Below are 18,426 nucleotides of genomic sequence, written 5' to 3'. Positions count from 1 at the left end.
TTATTCGACCTCCATATGATCAACTTTACACATCAGTATCAAAGTAATGACAATTGCAGCAATGACTGTAATCACCACAGTGATCATGATTAATGATTGATTTGCTAATGAACTAAAAACAATATTGCAGGCAATTGATGACAGAGCAATGGCAGATATTAAAACAGTTGGAATTGATTTGTTAATAAATCCTACCCCCGTCGCAATGATGCTAATTGACCCTGCTAAAATCGCCATAAAAATAGTAGTTACTACTGCATCTTGCATATACTTCACATTTATTGTTTCATTTACTAAAGGATAGATGTATTCCGTGATCCCGAATATCGAAAAGACGATGAGGTTACATACGGTCATTGCTAGGGAGGTGAAGATAAACACAAAAGATAATTTGACTAGTAATATTTTTTTGCGATTGACAGGGTAAGAAAAGAGTAAAGTTAAACGATTCCCTGAATATTCATCAATAATAAAACGTGAATACATGACAGACGAAAGTGTACAAAAAGCTGTCATATTCACGACTCCATATAATGTGACAAGGTTGTTATATCCAGCAAAAATCATTAAATCAGGGTCATTTGGTTCTAGTTGTGGGGCATACGCAAATAAATACATGAAACCTAACATTGCAATTGAAATAAAGGTACTAGCCAAAGTAAAGGTTTTCAATTTATTTCTTTTGATTTCAAGTTTCATTAAATCGATCATATATTCACCTCCTGATTTAACACATGAAAGAAATAATCCTCTAATCCATTAGGGTGATTTACTTTGATCGAGTTAACGTTTACCTCTTCTACCATAGTTCCACTAGCTATTACTCCAATAGTATCCGCTATATGCTCAATTTCACTTAAGATATGGCTCGATAATAAAATCGTCATATCATAGTTATTTACGAGAAATGGAAACAACTTTCTCATATCACGGATCCCCATAGGGTCTAATCCATTAATTGGCTCATCCAATATTAAAAGCTTCGGTTTGTGTACGATTGCCCTCGCTATACCTAAACGCTGACGCATCCCAACTGAAAATTGAGAAACGGGTTGATTGTCTGTATGGTTCAATCCGACTTTTTCAAGTACAAAAGGGATATCTCCATCTTTACACCCCATATAAGATAAATGAATGTATAAATTTGCCTCTGCGGACAAATGCTCATAAAAAATAGGGCTTTCAATCATACTGCCAATGTTTCGCAGTATCTTTTCTCTCTGTTTACGAACATTTATTCCTAGCACTTCTATTTTGCCAGTCGTCGGTGAGAGTAATCCGGTTAACATTTTGAAAATCGTTGTTTTTCCTGCACCGTTTGCTCCTAAGAAACCATAAATAGAGTTTTTTTCTACGGACATATAACAAGATGTAATAACCTCCTGTTTATGAAACGTTTTGGTCAAGTTTTCAACATTTACAACCGTTTGATTAAGACTCATGCTTGATCACCATTTGAATAAAGGTTTTGCAACAGTTTTTCTGCTTTTTCTAAGGTTTGGTCATTGATAATATCTGCCCCCATCTTTTTCGTCATAGATTGCAAAAATTGCAGCCGTCGATGCAATTGATCGTCATCGCATTCGAAGATTACCGGATCACACCAAATATTAAGTAATAAAAAGAAGACTTCAGCAAACTCATCTGGGTAGTCCGTTGCAATCGATCCATCCTTATTACCTTCCTTTAAAATATTTGCAAATACAGGCGCACTCTTTTGAACGGAATCTTTCATCGTTGACACAATAAAGTCAGGGCTTTTTATTTGCGTACTAAAAGCTTTATCAAGTGAATGTGCTTCTTGATCTGCTATGTCCTTTTCTAAAAGAAGTGTTAATTTTTCTTTTGCCGTTTTGGCTTCAAATCCATTCAGCCAATGTTCTACGGTTTCTTCAATATGATTGCTTTTATTTTCTCTGACAGCCTCTATAATCTCCTTTTTCGACTTAAAGTGATGATAGATTGCCCCTTTTGACATTCCTAGAGCATCACAAATGTCTTTTATACTCGTTTTCTCAAAACCTTTTTCGATAAATAGCCGAGTTGAAACAGCAATAATCTTTTCTTTTGTTTCCTCTGAATGATATCGTCTTGTCATTTTGTACCTCCTATACATACCGAACGTTCGGTATGTATATCATCACATATTAACCATTTATTGTCAAACTTATTTAAATAGGGGCGTCAATATACACCCCTTCAGATCATTCCTACTTATCAATAGACTACTATTTTCGTTGATTTACTCTAAGGATCGTGCCGCATGGATCTGAAATCCAATAACCATCTGAATTTTCGTGCACCTCTACTTCGTCTCTTCGATGAATGTCGTTTTCACGTAAATAATCTGCTACTGCTTGGACTTGGTTTGTCTGAATTTCCAGCCATACATCTTGTTGGGAGTAATTTTCCATACAATCGAGCCACAGCGTAGTGTCTCCAAACTGAAATGCATGAGATTCAGATATAAAGCCTAAATATGGAAGCTTCAAAACATCTCTATAAAAATGCACCGTTTCTTCATACTTGAACTTTGGTATTTTTAGGGCAATGTTACTTCCACCCGTGAATTCTGCCTTTTTCATTTCCACATTGATGACCTCCCTAGCATTTATTGTCTAGACTCTGTCATCTTACCACCGTTACACATGATTTCGTTTCTTATAGATTGCTGTTTTTTAGTCTATACTTTCTAATTTAATAAGTATCCGCCCGTAAAACGGGCGGTTTTAATTTCGCCCTATAAGGGCACTTTACCACCAGAGTCCCTTAAGGGACCTTATTTAATTTGGTCCGTGTCAAAAGTTTTTTGAGGATATCCCTTTTCATAATCATATAGAATTCGAAATCGCTATAGGCGGACGCTTTCAGCGGGCAATGCCTCAACTTCCTAGGTGTCACACTGTGTGCACCTAGGGGATTTTCGACGATTGCTTTTCCCGCCTGAGTCACCGCCTGGCACTCTTTCGAGTAAATGATGACATTTAAATACCATTCTAATAGCATACATAGAAAAAACGAGTTGGGGGAAGTTGTATCTCAGCTCATTTTATCTCATTAAAGGGCTTTTGTTATCAAAGAAACTTATGTTCATTTCGTATCCATCATTTAAGATAATAAATGACATAACGCAAATAAAGTTGTCATCAAAAGGTGGAAGGTACTGCGCGACTCCTACGGAAAAACGGACGAGTTGAGATCCCTTCGAGCTTGATCGAAGTAGCTCAACCGTTCGTCCGTGGAAAGCAAGCAGTATACCTTCCAACTATTCTTACTTTTAAGAGCTCACACGAATACAACCCTTAAAGGTTTATTTTCACACAGGCAGAGCCTGTGGTTTACAAAGAATATAATGAAATGGTTATTCTCCATTAATCCCATCCATTTTTCTAAGTTGGGGGAAGTTTATGAAGTGAGAATAGGCAAACATCACTCTTCACTATAAGTTTTATTTTCCTATCATTACAGCCCTTGCTCCTTAACGAGCTCTGCAAAAGCTTTATACGCATGGCTTACATACTTTTCTTTTCTCCTGATTAAGCCAGTTTCAATGAGTTGAAAAGGAGGAGGAATCGGCGTGACATGTAATTGTTCATAAGAACCTGTTAATACAGACTTCGGAAGAATCGTTGATGCAATTCCTTCCTTTACACTGCTTAAAATCGTTTCAAGTGAGCTAATTTCAATGCATTCTTTCAAGGTAATCCCTTCATCTTGAAACCACTGTTCTAACTTTTTTCTAAAGGGGCATCCTTCCGGAGAGATTGCCCATCTTTGCTCTGATAATGAGGGCACCTTCAATTCTCCTTTAGATATAAGAACAATCTCATCCGTTTGAACGTAATCAAGGACAAAGTTCGTTGATGATAGATTCTCCGTTACAAAAGCTGCGTCTAATTCATAGTTCTTCACTTTCTCCATTAACTCTAAAGGGGTTCCCGTTTCTAAGCGAAGCGATACTTGTTCATACTTTGTTTGGTAAGTAGATATGAGATTCATAAAATTCCCGCAAGTAACCGTTTCTACTACACCTATTCGTAGGGTTCCAACATGTTTATCGTGATCTTGTAAAGCTGTAACGGCTTCATCTGCCATTTGCAGGATTGAATCTGCATATTGTCTAAATAGAGCACCTTTATCTGTAATCGTTATCCCTTTTACATTTCTATGAAACAGAAGAACACCTAACTCATCTTCTAACTTACGTAACCTCGCAGTTACATTCGACTGAACATAATCCAACCGCTTTGCCGCTCCTGATATACTCGATTCTTCGGCAATCGCTTGAAATACTCTTAAGTCACTTAATTCCATGTTTCCACACTCCTTATTAACATCATTTAAATTGATGTTATCATCACTAACAATCATTATACATGATACCATTACCTCCTTATACTAAAGGTATACAACACATAAAGGAGGTCATTCATTTGGCTTATCTTTTTTTAGCATTAACAATTTTAGCTGAAGTGACCGGCGCAATCACAAGCCGGTACTCAGACGGGTTTAAAAAAGTTGTTCCGAGTATCGTAACCATCATCGTAATCATTGCTTCTTATTTTTTCTTTGCTGTCAGTCTCCAATACGGGTTAAACATCGGTATGGGCTACGCTATATGGTCTGGTGTAGGAGTAATATCCATTGCCATTTTTGGCTTCATTTTTTTTAAAGAATCACTTACTAAAGTGCAAGTAATGGGAGTTGCTCTGATCATATCAGGAGTTGCTGTGTTAGAGATTGGTGCAGTTTGAGGAATTACTTTTTACTACGAGACAAGGGGAGATTAAGTATGGCATTTTTATATCTCTTAACAGCTATTTTCTTAGAAATAACAGCAGCAATAGCGACTCGTTATTCGGAAGGATTTACGGCACCATTACCAACCACAATATCAGTCTTATTCGCAGTGAGTTCATACTTTGTTTTTTCACTTAGCCTGAAACATGGAATGAATATTGGTATTGGTTATGCAATATGGTCTGGTGTTGGTGTACTGACTGTAGCGCTCTTAGGAGCTACATTGCTTGGTGATGCACTAACAACTATTCAGATCGGAGGGATTATGATCATCATTATTGGACTTGCATGTGTTCAGCTTGCGGGGGAGGCAAAAAATGTTTAATATCTACTTCTCTAGCATTTATCTTTATCATTTCGGATTTACTTTTAGTATTTAAATGTAAGAAGGTTTGTAGCAATTCAAAGTTTATAGATACAGTTTCATAGCTTAACTATAAAAGCTGGATAGGTTACACTTCAAAAAGAGGAGGGTGTCTCAAATAAATATTTTGAGTCCCCCCTTCTTAAAAAATTTGTCCTACCATACCATTCAGTCTTTCTTCATCAAATTCGTTTTAGCTTCTCTACATCCCCATTTAATATCGAATGAATATGTTCATTTATGAGCTCAATGTCCCAATCCCACCACTGTATTTTTATGAGGTCGTTAATCTTCTCTTCAGTAAACCTTTTCTTAATAAAATGTGAAGGATTTCCCCCTACTACTGTATAAGGTTCTACATCCTTCACTACAACCGATTTTGCCGCAATAATCGCTCCGTCTCCTATTCGTATTCCAGGCATAATTGTTACATCCTTACCAATCCAAACGTCGTTCCCTACCTCTGTATTACCTTTGTAAGGTAGCTCTTCTAGTGTAGGGGTATATCTCTCCCAACCGTTTCCGAAAAGGTTGAAAGGGTATGTTGAACCGTCCATTCGATGATTTGCTCCATTCATGATAAATGTAGTACCTGGTCCGATTGAACAAAACATTCCTATGATTAATTTATCTCCTATTGCTTCGTAATGATAAAGTACTTGCTCTTCAAACGATTCACCATCTTGACTATCATAGTAAGAATAATCTCCTACGATTATATTGGACTTTGTAATAGAGGGTTTAATAAACTGAACATGTTTATTGCCTTTTATAGGATGTACAGTGTCTGGGTTAGGTCCTAGGTGGTTTTGTGATTTCATAAACAAAGCTCCTCTCAATTTATTTTTTCAATTTAAGCTTGCCAATTTTGTTACACTGTAATGCGAACCATACTGAATGATCGTTATCATACGCTATGCCATGAGGCTCTGCATTTTTTGTTTGAATTTGATATTCAACAATCGATCGATCACTTGTAACTCTGCCTATTTGATTTGCCTCCCATTCAGTAAACCATACCTCTTGGTCTTTCCCTGCGATGATAGCGTGTGGGCGTGCATTAGGAGTTGGAATCGTATATTCGCTGATTTCCCCAGTAGTTGTAATACGGCCTATTTTATTTCCCGCAATCTCGACAAACCAGAGCGCTCCATCGTTACCACTAGTAATACCTACAGGGCCCCCTGCTTCTGTAGGTAGAGGGTATTCCGTCAATTCTCCCGTAACAGTCATTCTGCCAATCATATTATTTTGATTTTCTGTGAACCAAAGTGCATGATCTGAACCTAACGTAATTACTGAAGGAAAGGAACCTTTAGTTGGAAGGTCATACTCATAAATATCACCGCCACTTGTTAATCTTCCTATACGGTCTCCTTTTAATTGCGTAAACCATAAATCACCATTAAAATCTTCCGTTATGCCATAAGGAGCAGAGTCCTTATGTGGCAGTGGGTATTCTGTAAAAACACCTGATGTTGTGAGCTTTCCTATTTTATTGGCTCCATACTCTGTAAACCATATGTCACCACTGGAAGATACAATTAAGCACATCACTTCAGCATCATTTGTAGGAACTGTAAATTCTTGAGTCTCACCATTCTTATCCAAACAGCTAATTTTATTTGCTTTATGTTGCGTAAACCATACCTTTCCATCTTGTGCTACAGCGATCCCATACGGTCCTGAATCAGGTGTTGTTAAAACAAATTCTTTTAATTCAACGTTCATCTTCATCCCTCCAATTATAATTTTTGGCACGCAAAAAACTCCTACGCTCAATTTCTGAGATAGGAGGTTATGTAGTCCATTATTAAGCCTTAAAACAAACTTGTCTTCAAGCCATTTTTAAGTCTCATATAACGTACATACAATAATCCTATCCCAGAAAGACAATCGATATAATCATTTTTGGGTCCAGATTGACATACAGCCCATTCTGAATTTAAAAATAATATTATCGATTTCTCTTAAAGTAAGGATTATTGAATCATGTACGCTTTCACCCTTCCGCATTTATTAGTTACAATTTATATGACCTTCTTATAATAATCAACTATATTTGTTAAATTCATACAAGTATTTCTTTTTGTAGGATTGGGATACGCCTTAATTTAATTAGTGCTTCCACTGTCATTTAACTAAACTCATCGTTAATTATTTTTTCATATCATCATAGCTGCTTTATGCAATTACTTTCTCACGTTTTCTGTACACTTCATTTAAGTGAAATGAATAAAAGATAGAAATTAATGCGAGCAATACGAACAACCCACTAATCCAACTTAAATTTAAAACCGTCGTATATTGTATGATTATACCTCCTAAAGCTGCACCTAAGGTCATTCCAATATTCATCAATGCCGTATTAAAGCTTAATATCGTTTCTGAGGCATTTGGCTTCAACGATATAAGATAGAATTGCTTTGCTGGTGTTGTTGTCCAAGTTGCTGCTCCCCAAACCATAATCGTGATAAATACTCCTGTTGTTGAACCCATTGTAAAGGTCAAAGCAAATAAGGCAACTGCATGAACGAATAAACTGATTGATATAGTTCGATTTGGCCCCCATTTGTCCACAGCAAACCCACCAAAACGTGAACCCATAAAAGCAAAAGTGCCTAATACGAATAATACTACACTAATCATTTCTATTGACAAATCAGCAGATGTACTTAACAACGGTGAAATATAAGCAAATACCATCGTATATCCAAGAATCCATAATATAGTCGTTGTTAGCCCTGCAATTAGACGTTTATCTTTCATAACCTGTATCTGTTGTTTAAAAGGTTGTGGCGCATTTCCTTTTATACTAGGTAACAATTTGTAAAGCAAAAATAAAATGAGTACTGTAACAAAAGCAATGATTAAAAAAATATACCGCCAATCTACATAAGCCGCTAAAAATGTTCCTATAGGTACTCCAAGAACTAACGAAACAGTAAAACCAGTAATAACTGTTGCGATAGCACTTCCACGTTTTTCAGGAGTAGAAATTTGAGCAGCATAATTCGTTGCAACTACAATAAATAATCCACCGCTCATAGCCATGACGATTCGCGATAACATTAGCAAACTATAACTGTAACTAAAAAATGCTATAAGATTTCCTAATATAAATGTAAGGATGGAATATAATAATACTTTTTTACGCTCAAACTTTGCAGTTAATAGCACAAGTATTAGTGCTCCTGCGGCGTAAGATAAAGAATATACGGTGATTAATTGACCTGCTAATGATACCGTTACATTAAAATCATAAGATATAATCTCTAATATTCCAGAAATAACAAACTCTGCCGTACCTGTAGCAAATGCTCCTAAAGCTAACAAAAATATAGTTAATTGATTGATTCTCTCCTTCAATTTCTCCAACTCCCTCCAAGTTGCTTTCATTTTAAACTCCGTGGTAACATAAGTAAAATTGATATATTTAATGAGGGAGATGAGCTTTTACTCATGAGCATCGTTCGCTTTGAGATAATAACGAAAGTTGTTGAACTAGGAAGCTTTACAAAAGCTGCTGAAAAACTAAATATGACGCAATCAGCCGTAAGCCATGCCATTTCTAGCCTGGAATCAGAATGGGGAGTAACGTTATTAATTCGTGATCGTAAAAAAGGGATAACACTAACTGAAGTAGGGCAAAGGACGATTCTGCATATGAGGGAAATATTAAATCGAATAGAAAAAATAAATCAGGAAGTAGCGCTAGCATCAAACTTAGAAACAGGAACCATTCGAATTGGTACCTTTGCAAGCGCATCGTCCTGCTTATTACCAAAAATACTTTCAAAGTTTCAGAAAAAGCATCCTAAAATAGAATTTAAGTTTTACGAAGGGACATATGAAGAGATTACCGAATGGTTAAACACAGGAATTATTGACATTGGGTTTGTCGTGCAAGGGATGTCATATCCAGATTTGGATTTTGTTCCTCTCATAAAAGACAACATGGTCGTAGCTTTTCACCCTGAACATCAATTTCTCCACAGAGAAACAATAAATATGCGAGACTTAGAGGCGGAGCCCTTTATTATGCCAACAGGGATGTATCAATCTCATGTAGAGGATTTATTTGAAGAAGCACAAATGAAACCAACTGTTCGTTTTGAAGTGCATGACTGTAATACCATTGCTAATATGGTACAGGAAGGTCTCGGAATAACCATTGGTCCAGAGTTATTTTTGAAAACACAGCAAAACATTAAAATAGGAAAGCTGAATTTAACACATTCTCGTAACGTTTCACTAGCCTGCCCTTCAATCTCTGAGGCCTCTCCGGCTGTAAAAGAGTTTCTCACGGTAGCCAAAGATGTTTTCAATGATACTAATATACAATAGATATCAAACCTCTTTCATGACTCTCGATGAAAGCATTCTTTAAACCTACTAAAGTTTTTCTCGTTGGATTGTAAGCTAAACGAATACATCTTTCATACCGTTAAGTACCTCTTCTAAGTTATCAACAAGTGGTGAATGACCACACTCTTTTAAAACTCGCAATGAGGCATTCGGGAGTGAGTCCACTGTACTTTTAACATCCTTAAACTTAATAATTCGATCCTGTTCTCCCCAATAGCTTAATACAGGAACGTTAATTTGTTTAATCAGTCCGCTCCCTTGACTGTAGCCATTATGTTCATAGGAAAGATTAAAATGAGCAAGAGCCCAATAAATATCTTCAAGATTTCGCTGTTTAAACGTTTCTTTAATCAATAATTCGTTTCTACTTTGAGATGGCTTCTGGTTTGTATAAATCCCTACATTCCACATACTATTCATTATATTGAAATCTTTATTTTGTATAGCTTTTGATGGGATAGCTATCTCAGGATCCAGAGCCATCTCTTCCTTACTTTCATAATACTCACCGTTTATTACACCTGATTTGTCTTTTCTTTGTATGGGATCTCCTTTAAAACTTACTGAACTCAAAAGGATTATACCTTCCACTAAACCTGGATGGTCAATACTTACTTGTAGACAGACTGGGCCACCTGCAGACCACCCAATTAAATAAACCTTCCCTATATTTAGATGGTCTATAAATTTATAAATATCATTCGAGAGGTCACGAACCGATTCAATTGGAGAGTAGTAAGTACTATCACCAAAACCCCTTAAGTCTAGTGCGTAAAGTGTATAGGATTCCGGATCAATTTGTTCAAGTAATGATGAATAATGTTCACTTGAGGACATATTGCCATGAATCAACACTACGACCTTTTCTCCATATCCCCTTTTTTTATAAGCAATAACTTCACCATTATCTAGCTTCACGCATTTTTTAGACATTTTTGAGTCCTCCTCTTGCAAGAGAAATTTATGAGAAATGATTATCTTTTTCTATACTCTATAATCGATAACAACATCGCTCATCTTCTTCATGAACGTTCTACGGATTGTATTTCTCTTAACGAAGCGGAATGAAATGAACAAGAAGGATTCCAACAATCGAAGCAGTCCATCTGTTCCAAATAGGTATTGTTTCCTTCATGATCTCCAGTATTGAATGTTCATGTCCCCGCTCCATATAAGCCCAAAAAGAGAAGTCAATAAGAAACGTACTAATTATACCAACGAATCGACCAATTTCAGGAACAGGAAATCCTATATTTGTCTCCCATCTCGTTCACTCTCTTTCTTCAGCCTCTTAATCAGATAGATAGCAACTAAAGTGGTCCACAAAAATCCTACAATGAGCATTATACGTTGAATGAGCCCGCTAAAAGGAGAGTCACTCTCCCATAACGTCCCAAAAATAAAGAAAAGGACGATCATGACAAAGCCAGTGAGTGTACTATATATTGACCAGCTGCGCCTCGCAGACTTGGTGAACCTACGGGCAATGACAAAACATGCGATCGGAAGCGAAGTGAACACAACAATACCAAATGCATCGTGCACCGTGTGATGCCAGCTAGTACCATCACTATAGACTCCAGACGGTGCTCCTGGAGGATACCCTTTCATAGGATCCATAACAAAAACACCTGAAAACAGCAGACTTAACCCAAATAATCCAAACAATAATGGCCCCCATTTTGCACCATGACCAGGAAATAGCGCCCGTCGCAATCCTACTGCAAAAGCAATCATGAGTAGTCCCGCTATTATAAAGTTAACAACTTGGATCCATCCTCTGTCACCAAGACTTAACGCACTAACTGGATGGTATATCGGATCATAACCGATACGAGTCGCTCCATCGACGAGAAAAACGATCACAAACATGATAGAACCGACCATTCCGCAACGTAACAAACATATAGTCAACCTTTCTGACGATCCTCGCTCCCCACCATTTGTCAATTTGATCATTCCCTTCTTGTATATCTAAATCATATTGGCAAAAAGATCGTGATACTAGTGACATTTGTCATCCGATTTTATAAGCTAATCAGCTTATATAAGTGGTGGTAAATGAAGCTGCTTTTTCACAGAGGTAAGTTTAATCTTCATACTAATCTTATGAACTTGTTGTACTCTCCAAGGGGATAATTGTACGGTATTTGCCACCTGAGGATTGCTCTGGAGGTTCCGTTGCACGTTCAATTTTTATATGATTAATTTCGTTTTCTGTAAATAAGTGAGAGAGTTCGGCATGGATAGACTGCCATACTTTCTCTGTATTTGTGTAATCTGAAAGCTGCAGACGTACTTTTATCGTAGTTGGTTCTATGTGAACGATCTGGAACAGATCAATTCCAGGAGTACGGTCAAACAACGTTCCAAATGCTAGTGGCGTAATTGTAACCTCTTCACCTTCGGCAGTAGAAAATGTAAGAACGTCGTTTGAGCGCCCATTTATTCGGATTGCAGGCAGTGGATTCCCACACGGACAAGGCTCTGGACGAGTGAGGATCGAATCACCAAGGTCATAACGTAAAACAGGCTGAATCCGGTTTGCAAGATTACTTAAAAGAACAGTATGGGACTGCTCTCCCACAGGAGTTGGCTTATAATCTGCATCGACTGGTTCAAGGATGACCCAGTCGCTATCAATATGGAGCCAACCATGCTCACAGCTTGAGGCCATAAAAGCACATTCAGTAGCAGAGTAAGCAGTGCGGACTTTCGCTTTAAAAGCTTTCGCAATACGTTCAAATTCACTTTCTGGGAGCGACTCACCTCCGGGCTGTACGAGGACTGGGTTAATCTTTAATCGACCAGCTTCCTGTTCACTAGCAAGCAACGACACTACACTTGCGTAGCCTAATATCATAGTAGGTTGATAATCATTAAGCTCAGCTACCAGTTCAGGTAAAGCTTTGTGTACTGAAAAAATCTTCATTGTTTTGTTAGCCAATCGATTACTTTTAATTATTTGGCTAGCTCCAGCTACCCCAACAAAATGACCTCCTGTCGCCATGATAAATGCTTGTCGACCTCCTCGGGCAAGCATACGAGCACGATCTCCTGCTCCATACCAGGACTGCGCTCTAATAATTCCAAGAGCAACGTTAACTGCCTGGCTACGTTCGTCCATGACAAAAATACCTCGGTTCCCACTTGTTCCAGATGTAGTTGCTAATAAGTACTTTCCTTGAAACTTCTCACCTACCAAATCTGAGTTATTCATGAAGGAACGAGCATGTTCAAGTGTTATTTTCGGATCAGTGACCCAATCATCAAAACAGTTCATAAGCATTTTTTTATTCGTAATTGGTAATGATGTCGGATTTTCGATATTATCCGGTAGATTTTTGTATTTATCACGATAGAAATTGGAATTAACGCGAGCAAAGTTTACCATTTCTTTTAAGCGATCACGCTGACGCTGTTTTACTGCTTCCATTCCTTGTTTTCTAACTTTACGTGCATCTAACCATAATTTAAAGGTGCTTTCACTCATCTAGTTCGACTCCTTCTTTCTTATTATTTATAAAAACAATCCTTCAGTAATGACAAGTAACCATCAAGCTCTTGACGATATTTTCCTACATCATTCCGGTTCGAATATCCTTCATCTGTTTTCAGTTCTTTGTTTGCCTCATTTGCAAACCCTTCACTAACCCACGTAATAACTTTTATGGCCTTTTCAACGTTGACATTATCCTTGAACTTGGACTTGTCGATGTTTTCATTTAATTTTTCTAGACTAGTAAAGTAAACGTCATCAACTTTACTTGCAAGCTCATCCTTCACTTCTTCTGCTTCTGTAAAAAAAGTCATAACATAAAATTCATATAAATACTGATATTTATGAGTTAATTTCATTTTGAGTTGGAGAGCCTGATCAATCCTTATAAAAACATCTCTTTCTTTCTTTATTGACTCGAGGTATTCTATTAGCTCTGGTTTAAGAATACGAAAACTGTATTCACATAAGTATAGAAATAGATCCTTCTTAGTACTGGTATAGTGAAAAAGCAATGGCTTAGATATCCCAGCTTCTTTGGCAATCGTGTTTGTAGAAGCATCCAGGTACCCTTTTGTAGCAAATTCCTTAAGGGCTGCATTAATAATGGCCTCTCGTCTTTCAGACTTTAAGTTTAAGAATTTATCATTCATGTTTCCTTCCCACCTTTTAACATCTATAAAACCCGATTAATTTATTATCCTTAAGGTCAACAATAACTGTAATGATATTCATGAGCTTTTCTTATTTCATTATTTCGAAGGGAGATATATGTTTATTGGTCGTTTTTAACTTAAGGTCAATAACACTCATAATGGAAATACATCCCTCAGTAGTAAAAATGTTTGTAGCGAGATTTTATCAGTGATAGTGTTCCTCACACACTACATTTACCTTAAGGTCAATAAAATAATAACATGAGTTTTACCTTAAGGTCAATATATATGTGTCTTTACCAACATCTATCTTCGAATAGTTTTAGTTCCTTAGCGACAAGACTCCGTCTCTCTTATCACCAAGATTTTCTTGCTGATATTATTTTCTACCTACTTATGTTATGGTGCAGAAATCCCCGATTCTCTCAACCCCTTTACAAAAATAGGTAATCACTCTATACTCTTAAGCAACTAATCAATAGGGAATAAATTCCACATTCATTATAGGGGGATTGTTCATTGAAGAAGCTTCGTATACTTTTCATTGTATTCGTCATCTTCATGTTGTTACCTAGCACTGGATTAACAGGAGGGAAAGATGTTAATCCCGATGAAGAAATCAAGGAAATTCTTGATTTACGAGTTAGCAACGTGGAATCATACGTAGAAAGAGTCATTGATGAAAGATATGAAACGGAAGAAGAGAAACTAGAAAGCTATAAAGATGATGATCCGTTAGTGCTATACGAAATTTTAAGTAAAGAAGCTGTAAATTCCGATGATGTCGTCTATCAAGTCGAAATGGAATATGAATCAGGGTTCGTTTACGAACATAACGTTCACCTTGTAAAAGTTCATGATGATTGGTACATCAATATACCAGATCGAGTGTTAGAGAAGGACAAAGACTTTAAAGTAATTAAAGGATACATGGAAATCGCAGAGGAAAAATTAGAAAAAGAGCTCAAGAGACGAGAAATCCTTAATAATCATGCTGATAATTTTGGTATCAATAGTGAAGTCCTTATTTTTAAAATTTATCCTATAATAAATAGAGTAGAGAGATTTTCGAAATAAACGGTGAAGAAGGCCATCTTCGTTCGATGTAGATCACAGGTTTAATGAATGTCTTAGCGACTCCCCCTTACTAAATGATAGATTTTGTAAGGATTAGTCGCTAATTTTTTTGTTTCATATCACCGATTATAATCCATAAATCCCAAGCGAAACGTCTACTAACGGTACTGTTTGCCCATTTGAAAAGCTTCGTCTAGCAAACTTTGAATATGGACCTTAGAGCCGGATAGTGTATCATATAAAAACTCAGTTGATGATTCTCCAGCCTGCAGCCAACCAGCAATCGTTTGATTGAAGTATTGGCTAATCAACTGATGATTCCCGTATTTTACTAAGTGGTGTTTAGTAGCTCCTGCTAACGTAATCCAGAGCAACTTTTTTTGCCCATTGAATTTAAAATTTACAACTTTGTCGAAGTATCCTTTCAACATAGCAGGCATGCTATACCACCATAACGGAAAAATAAACACAAGGGCATCAGCTAACTGAATTCGTTCCATTTCTTTTTGTATTTCAGGTGAAAACTGCTTCCCTTTAAGTTTCCAAGCAGGTTCATCTTCTTCAGATAATGCAGGATCAAATGAGTGGCGGTATAAATCAATAACATCGACATTATGTTCATTTGTTTGCAGTCCCGCAAGAAAGCGCTGCATCACGGCAAAGGTTAACGAATCTTTATTTGGATGAGTAACAACGAGAAGAATATTCATAAGCAAGTGTCCTCCTATATAAATGGTAAAAACTCATTTGACATCTCCCCTCAAATTGTTTATCTAAAGTGTAAACGATGACATTAGTGTGAGGGTCAACTCTTACCATTTAAAATTGTCACTGATTGATTATCTGACCTCGGACGACGGACCCCTTGCATTTTATTTGTTGTAAGATCATTTAGCTGAAACTTTGTAACCTAATTTTTTTGCCAATTTAGCTAACCCTCCTAAACCGTATGTCTGGATGAAGCGGGGAGGTCCATGTAAATAACCATCAATACATTCCCATGCTAGCCCTAGCCAGAATGGATTGCGTGGGATGCCATTCTTCCCCATTTTCCCTTCATGCTCCAACTTATGGACGAGTGCGAACATCTTCCAGTGCAGTCCAGGTGGCTGAATTTTGTGGGTTGCTACTAACTGACCTTCGCTTAGATTCCAGAATTGATGAATTTGCCTAGGGTTGACTGTGATTTGTTCGCCTGCATTAAGAATCATTTCTTGTCCGTCTATTAAGAATTTCATCCTTCCCTCCTTAACCTTAAACGTTTCTTTTAAAACTGGGTGCCAATGGGGACCATTTAATGCTCTTTGCTCGAGCACTTGATGTTTTAAAATGATGTATTCCCCATCTTCATCTTTTCCGCTTTCCAGGAATGTTACGGATCTGCCGTCTGGGTATACGAGTACCTCCCCAATCTTTCTTTCAATCTCGCTGCGAGTGGCATTCACTTCCTCCATTTCCATCCTCCTCCTTGTGAACTCGAAGATATCATCGAATCTCAGCATCCATATGATTCTATAGTTAAATTTAGAGTTTATTATATACTCCTGAATCCGTGATAACCGTGTTGATACGCAATTCATCTACTCGCTTTCACCTCTAGGCACAAGTGAGACATCTGTTGTGCTTTGGAGTGAAAGCGTCCGCAAGTTACGAATTAGAGTATTTACTCCACCAAGTTAAATCGAGAGATTCTTAGGATTCATACAAAGTATGCGCAACTTCTCCTTGTTTAGACGCAACTTCTCCTTATTTAGACGCAACTTCTCCTTGTTTGGACGCAACATCTCTTCGTTTAGACGCAACTTCTCCTTGTTTAGACGCAACTTCTCCTTGTTTAGGAAATTAATTCATCACGGATTCAGGATACTGTTAACGATCCTGACCGTCACTTTAGTAAAATCCATCATAATCGACTTAAAAAATGAAGCAGAACATCATTAAAATAGGTAGGGTTGTCTTGATTCGCATTATGCCCTGCGTTCGGAATTACTTTATACTGGCAATTCGCTTCACGTTTTGCCCAGCCTGGTGACTTTTTAACAAAAGCTCCTCTTTCCGCACTGTCTTTCTCACCATGGGTTAGCAAAAATGGCTTCTGAATAAAGTATCCTTTTCCGAAATGAGGATCTTCATATATAGCACGAACACCGCCATCCATAATTTCAATAAATTCATCACGCATTAATTGTTTGTTTGTATTCAAGGCGTAATTCTGTACCGCTTCAGTTACTCCCATCCCTTCAGCAAATTTCTTCCGCAGCGTTCTTTCTGGTATTATGCGAAAAATACGCGACATGTTTCGGTAAGCAATACGCATGCCCAATGAGGGAACTTCAGTAATATCTGTACATCCAATGACTGCTATGGCCCTTACTTTTTCCGGCCGAAGAAATGTCAGCATTTGCGAAACATAACCACCAAACGAATGGCCAACAAGGATAACCTTCTCTACCTGATGTTTATGAATGATTTGCTCTAAATCTTCCACAACGATCTGTCCATGAAATTCCTCCCCAACAGGTTTGGACAAACCATGTCCGCGAACATCCCACGTAAGAACTGGATATCCAGCATTTTGAATCACCTCAATCTGCGCATCGAACATGCGATGATCAAGAGACGCTCCATGGGTGAAAATGACCAAAGGTTTTGTATGATCGTGAGGGGTTATCCAGTAATGAATTATTGCTCCTCGGTGTTCAAGTGTGAAGTGATCCATTTGACTTAACGTATCGTCATTTTTACTCATTTCTCCACTCCTCTACGGTTTCGCTATTATCGATTTCAACAACATTAAACTTCTTTTTCTCCCCACATTTGAATCGTCTCATTGTCCATTAAACATAACGAATGTGCAGGTAAGCCAACAATACGTTCAATCGCTTGCGTATAAGCGAAAACTTTCGTTTCAAGATCCAATGAATCATCTTTTCTAGTCAATAAGAAGCTTGCAAATGCATCAGACAAGTCTAACAATAGACACAAAACGACTTCGGCTGTGTGTTCTGTCTTTATCCCCGTTATACTATTTTCTTCAATGCCTTGAACGATGACTTGCCGTAAGAGCGGCTCAAATCGTTTAATCTTTTGGATACGAACTTTTTGCCGAACGAGCACATTGTCATCCGAATACCAAACCTCTATTAGTTGCAAAAAAAGCTGTCTTTGATCAGTTTTCGTTTCATTTACTATATTAAAAAAAGCTTGTAGTTTATTCACTGCAGACCGTTCACTTTTTACGACCGGCACCACTTGCTGCTCAATATGATCTAACATCCGCTCAATTAACGGCTCTAAAAGATCATCTTTAGAACGAAAATAGTGAAAGAACGCTCCCCTAGAAATATCGAGTTCATCCAAAATATTTTGAACGGACATTTGTCCAAAACCTTTCGTCATGATGAGTTGATACGTTACATCAAGAATTTTATTACGTTTAGCCTGATGTTCTGCTTTATTAATTTTACGTGCCATAGTTCCTCCTTAAATAAACCGACTGACTGTCTATTAATTATAAATAATTAACTAATAAAATACAATATTAAAAAAGCCCTTTAACTCCTTCTAACAACAAGTAGGAACTTTTCTCATTTAGGGTTCGTTATAGACCTCTTTTTTAATCGAATTATATTCCTTAGAGATTATGGGATAACAGGGTGAAA

21 protein-coding genes are annotated in these 18,426 nt (G+C 37.3%); 4 read left to right on the top strand and 17 right to left on the bottom strand.

What is annotated here, in order from left to right; genetic code table 11:
- From CD001_RS04710 to CD001_RS04690, 5 genes are all read right to left on the bottom strand, one after another.
- On the bottom strand, window positions 1-711 hold the full coding sequence (locus CD001_RS04710; protein WP_096186413.1) for an ABC transporter permease: 711 nt from the start codon (window positions 709-711) through the stop codon (window positions 1-3).
- Window positions 708-1,442 carry an ATP-binding cassette domain-containing protein gene (locus CD001_RS04705; protein ID WP_096186412.1) on the bottom strand — a complete coding sequence of 245 codons (735 nt, stop codon included), beginning with the start codon at window positions 1,440-1,442 and terminating at the stop codon, window positions 708-710. Before CD001_RS04705 ends, CD001_RS04710 begins: the two co-directional genes overlap by 4 nt.
- The gene (locus CD001_RS04700; RefSeq protein WP_096186411.1) at window positions 1,439-2,098 is read right to left on the bottom strand and encodes a TetR/AcrR family transcriptional regulator; all 660 of its coding nucleotides are present in this window, start codon (window positions 2,096-2,098) and stop codon (window positions 1,439-1,441) included. Before CD001_RS04700 ends, CD001_RS04705 begins: the two co-directional genes overlap by 4 nt.
- 130 nt (window positions 2,099-2,228) lie before the next feature.
- Window positions 2,229-2,585 carry a VOC family protein gene (locus CD001_RS04695; RefSeq protein WP_096190489.1) on the bottom strand — a complete coding sequence of 119 codons (357 nt, stop codon included), beginning with the start codon at window positions 2,583-2,585 and terminating at the stop codon, window positions 2,229-2,231.
- A gap of 877 nt (window positions 2,586-3,462) precedes the next feature.
- Window positions 3,463-4,314, bottom strand: a complete 852-nt coding sequence (locus CD001_RS04690; RefSeq protein WP_096190488.1) for a LysR family transcriptional regulator — start codon at window positions 4,312-4,314, stop codon at window positions 3,463-3,465.
- Between the two features lie 119 nt (window positions 4,315-4,433).
- Here CD001_RS04690 and CD001_RS04685 point away from each other — a divergent pair, with 119 nt between their 5' ends.
- Complete coding sequence (locus tag CD001_RS04685) at window positions 4,434-4,754, top strand: DMT family transporter (protein WP_096186410.1); 321 nt, start codon at window positions 4,434-4,436, stop codon at window positions 4,752-4,754.
- A gap of 38 nt (window positions 4,755-4,792) precedes the next feature.
- A complete protein-coding gene (locus CD001_RS04680; RefSeq protein WP_096186409.1) occupies window positions 4,793-5,125 on the top strand; it encodes a DMT family transporter in 333 nt (110 codons plus the stop codon).
- A gap of 221 nt (window positions 5,126-5,346) precedes the next feature.
- Here the strand turns inward: CD001_RS04680 and CD001_RS04675 are convergent, their stop codons facing one another.
- The 3 genes from CD001_RS04675 to CD001_RS04665 form a co-directional block, all read right to left on the bottom strand.
- Window positions 5,347-5,985: a Vat family streptogramin A O-acetyltransferase gene (locus CD001_RS04675; protein ID WP_096186408.1), complete on the bottom strand. Its 639-nt coding sequence runs from the start codon at window positions 5,983-5,985 to the stop codon at window positions 5,347-5,349.
- Window positions 5,986-6,004: 19 nt separating this feature from the next.
- A complete protein-coding gene (locus CD001_RS04670; RefSeq protein WP_096190487.1) occupies window positions 6,005-6,895 on the bottom strand; it encodes a Vgb family protein in 891 nt (296 codons plus the stop codon).
- A 453-nt stretch (window positions 6,896-7,348) separates the two neighbouring features.
- Window positions 7,349-8,563 (bottom strand): MFS transporter, encoded by a 1,215-nt coding sequence (locus tag CD001_RS04665; protein ID WP_096186407.1) that lies wholly within the window; start codon window positions 8,561-8,563, stop codon window positions 7,349-7,351.
- Between the two features lie 63 nt (window positions 8,564-8,626).
- Here CD001_RS04665 and CD001_RS04660 point away from each other — a divergent pair, with 63 nt between their 5' ends.
- On the top strand, window positions 8,627-9,511 hold the full coding sequence (locus CD001_RS04660; RefSeq protein WP_096186406.1) for a LysR family transcriptional regulator: 885 nt from the start codon (window positions 8,627-8,629) through the stop codon (window positions 9,509-9,511).
- Window positions 9,512-9,586: 75 nt separating this feature from the next.
- Here the strand turns inward: CD001_RS04660 and phaZ are convergent, their stop codons facing one another.
- From phaZ to CD001_RS04640, 4 genes are all read right to left on the bottom strand, one after another.
- On the bottom strand, window positions 9,587-10,465 hold the full coding sequence (gene phaZ, locus CD001_RS04655; RefSeq protein ID WP_096186405.1) for an intracellular short-chain-length polyhydroxyalkanoate depolymerase: 879 nt from the start codon (window positions 10,463-10,465) through the stop codon (window positions 9,587-9,589).
- A gap of 315 nt (window positions 10,466-10,780) precedes the next feature.
- A complete protein-coding gene (locus CD001_RS04650) occupies window positions 10,781-11,491 on the bottom strand; it encodes a DUF998 domain-containing protein (RefSeq protein ID WP_218839237.1) in 711 nt (236 codons plus the stop codon).
- A gap of 148 nt (window positions 11,492-11,639) precedes the next feature.
- The gene (locus CD001_RS04645) at window positions 11,640-13,025 is read right to left on the bottom strand and encodes a phenylacetate--CoA ligase family protein (protein ID WP_096186404.1); all 1,386 of its coding nucleotides are present in this window, start codon (window positions 13,023-13,025) and stop codon (window positions 11,640-11,642) included.
- A 23-nt stretch (window positions 13,026-13,048) separates the two neighbouring features.
- Entirely contained in the window at window positions 13,049-13,684 is a 636-nt protein-coding gene (locus tag CD001_RS04640; protein WP_096186403.1) for a TetR/AcrR family transcriptional regulator, read from the bottom strand.
- 522 nt (window positions 13,685-14,206) lie between these two features.
- Between CD001_RS04640 and CD001_RS04635 the strand changes: the two genes are divergently transcribed.
- Window positions 14,207-14,764, top strand: coding sequence for a hypothetical protein (locus tag CD001_RS04635; RefSeq protein WP_096186402.1), 558 nt, complete (start codon window positions 14,207-14,209; stop codon window positions 14,762-14,764).
- A 158-nt stretch (window positions 14,765-14,922) separates the two neighbouring features.
- Here the strand turns inward: CD001_RS04635 and CD001_RS04630 are convergent, their stop codons facing one another.
- The 5 genes from CD001_RS04630 to CD001_RS04615 all read right to left on the bottom strand — a co-directional run bounded on the left by CD001_RS04630 (window position 14,923) and on the right by CD001_RS04615 (window position 18,238).
- Window positions 14,923-15,474: an NAD(P)H oxidoreductase gene (locus CD001_RS04630; protein WP_096186401.1), complete on the bottom strand. Its 552-nt coding sequence runs from the start codon at window positions 15,472-15,474 to the stop codon at window positions 14,923-14,925.
- A gap of 177 nt (window positions 15,475-15,651) precedes the next feature.
- Complete coding sequence (locus tag CD001_RS04625) at window positions 15,652-16,218, bottom strand: cupin domain-containing protein (RefSeq protein ID WP_096186400.1); 567 nt, start codon at window positions 16,216-16,218, stop codon at window positions 15,652-15,654.
- Window positions 16,219-16,440: 222 nt separating this feature from the next.
- The gene (locus CD001_RS26270) at window positions 16,441-16,587 is read right to left on the bottom strand and encodes a hypothetical protein (protein WP_179298601.1); all 147 of its coding nucleotides are present in this window, start codon (window positions 16,585-16,587) and stop codon (window positions 16,441-16,443) included.
- An 80-nt stretch (window positions 16,588-16,667) separates the two neighbouring features.
- The gene (locus tag CD001_RS04620; RefSeq protein ID WP_218839236.1) at window positions 16,668-17,513 is read right to left on the bottom strand and encodes an alpha/beta fold hydrolase; all 846 of its coding nucleotides are present in this window, start codon (window positions 17,511-17,513) and stop codon (window positions 16,668-16,670) included.
- Window positions 17,514-17,557: 44 nt separating this feature from the next.
- Window positions 17,558-18,238, bottom strand: coding sequence for a TetR/AcrR family transcriptional regulator (locus tag CD001_RS04615; protein WP_096186399.1), 681 nt, complete (start codon window positions 18,236-18,238; stop codon window positions 17,558-17,560).
- Between the last annotated feature and the right edge of the window lie 188 nt (window positions 18,239-18,426).

This window comes from Evansella halocellulosilytica (assembly GCF_002335745.1).
GTDB lineage: Bacteria > Bacillota > Bacilli > Bacillales > Salisediminibacteriaceae > Bacillus_CA > Bacillus_CA halocellulosilytica.
This window is presented reverse-complemented; position numbering and strand designations above follow the sequence as displayed.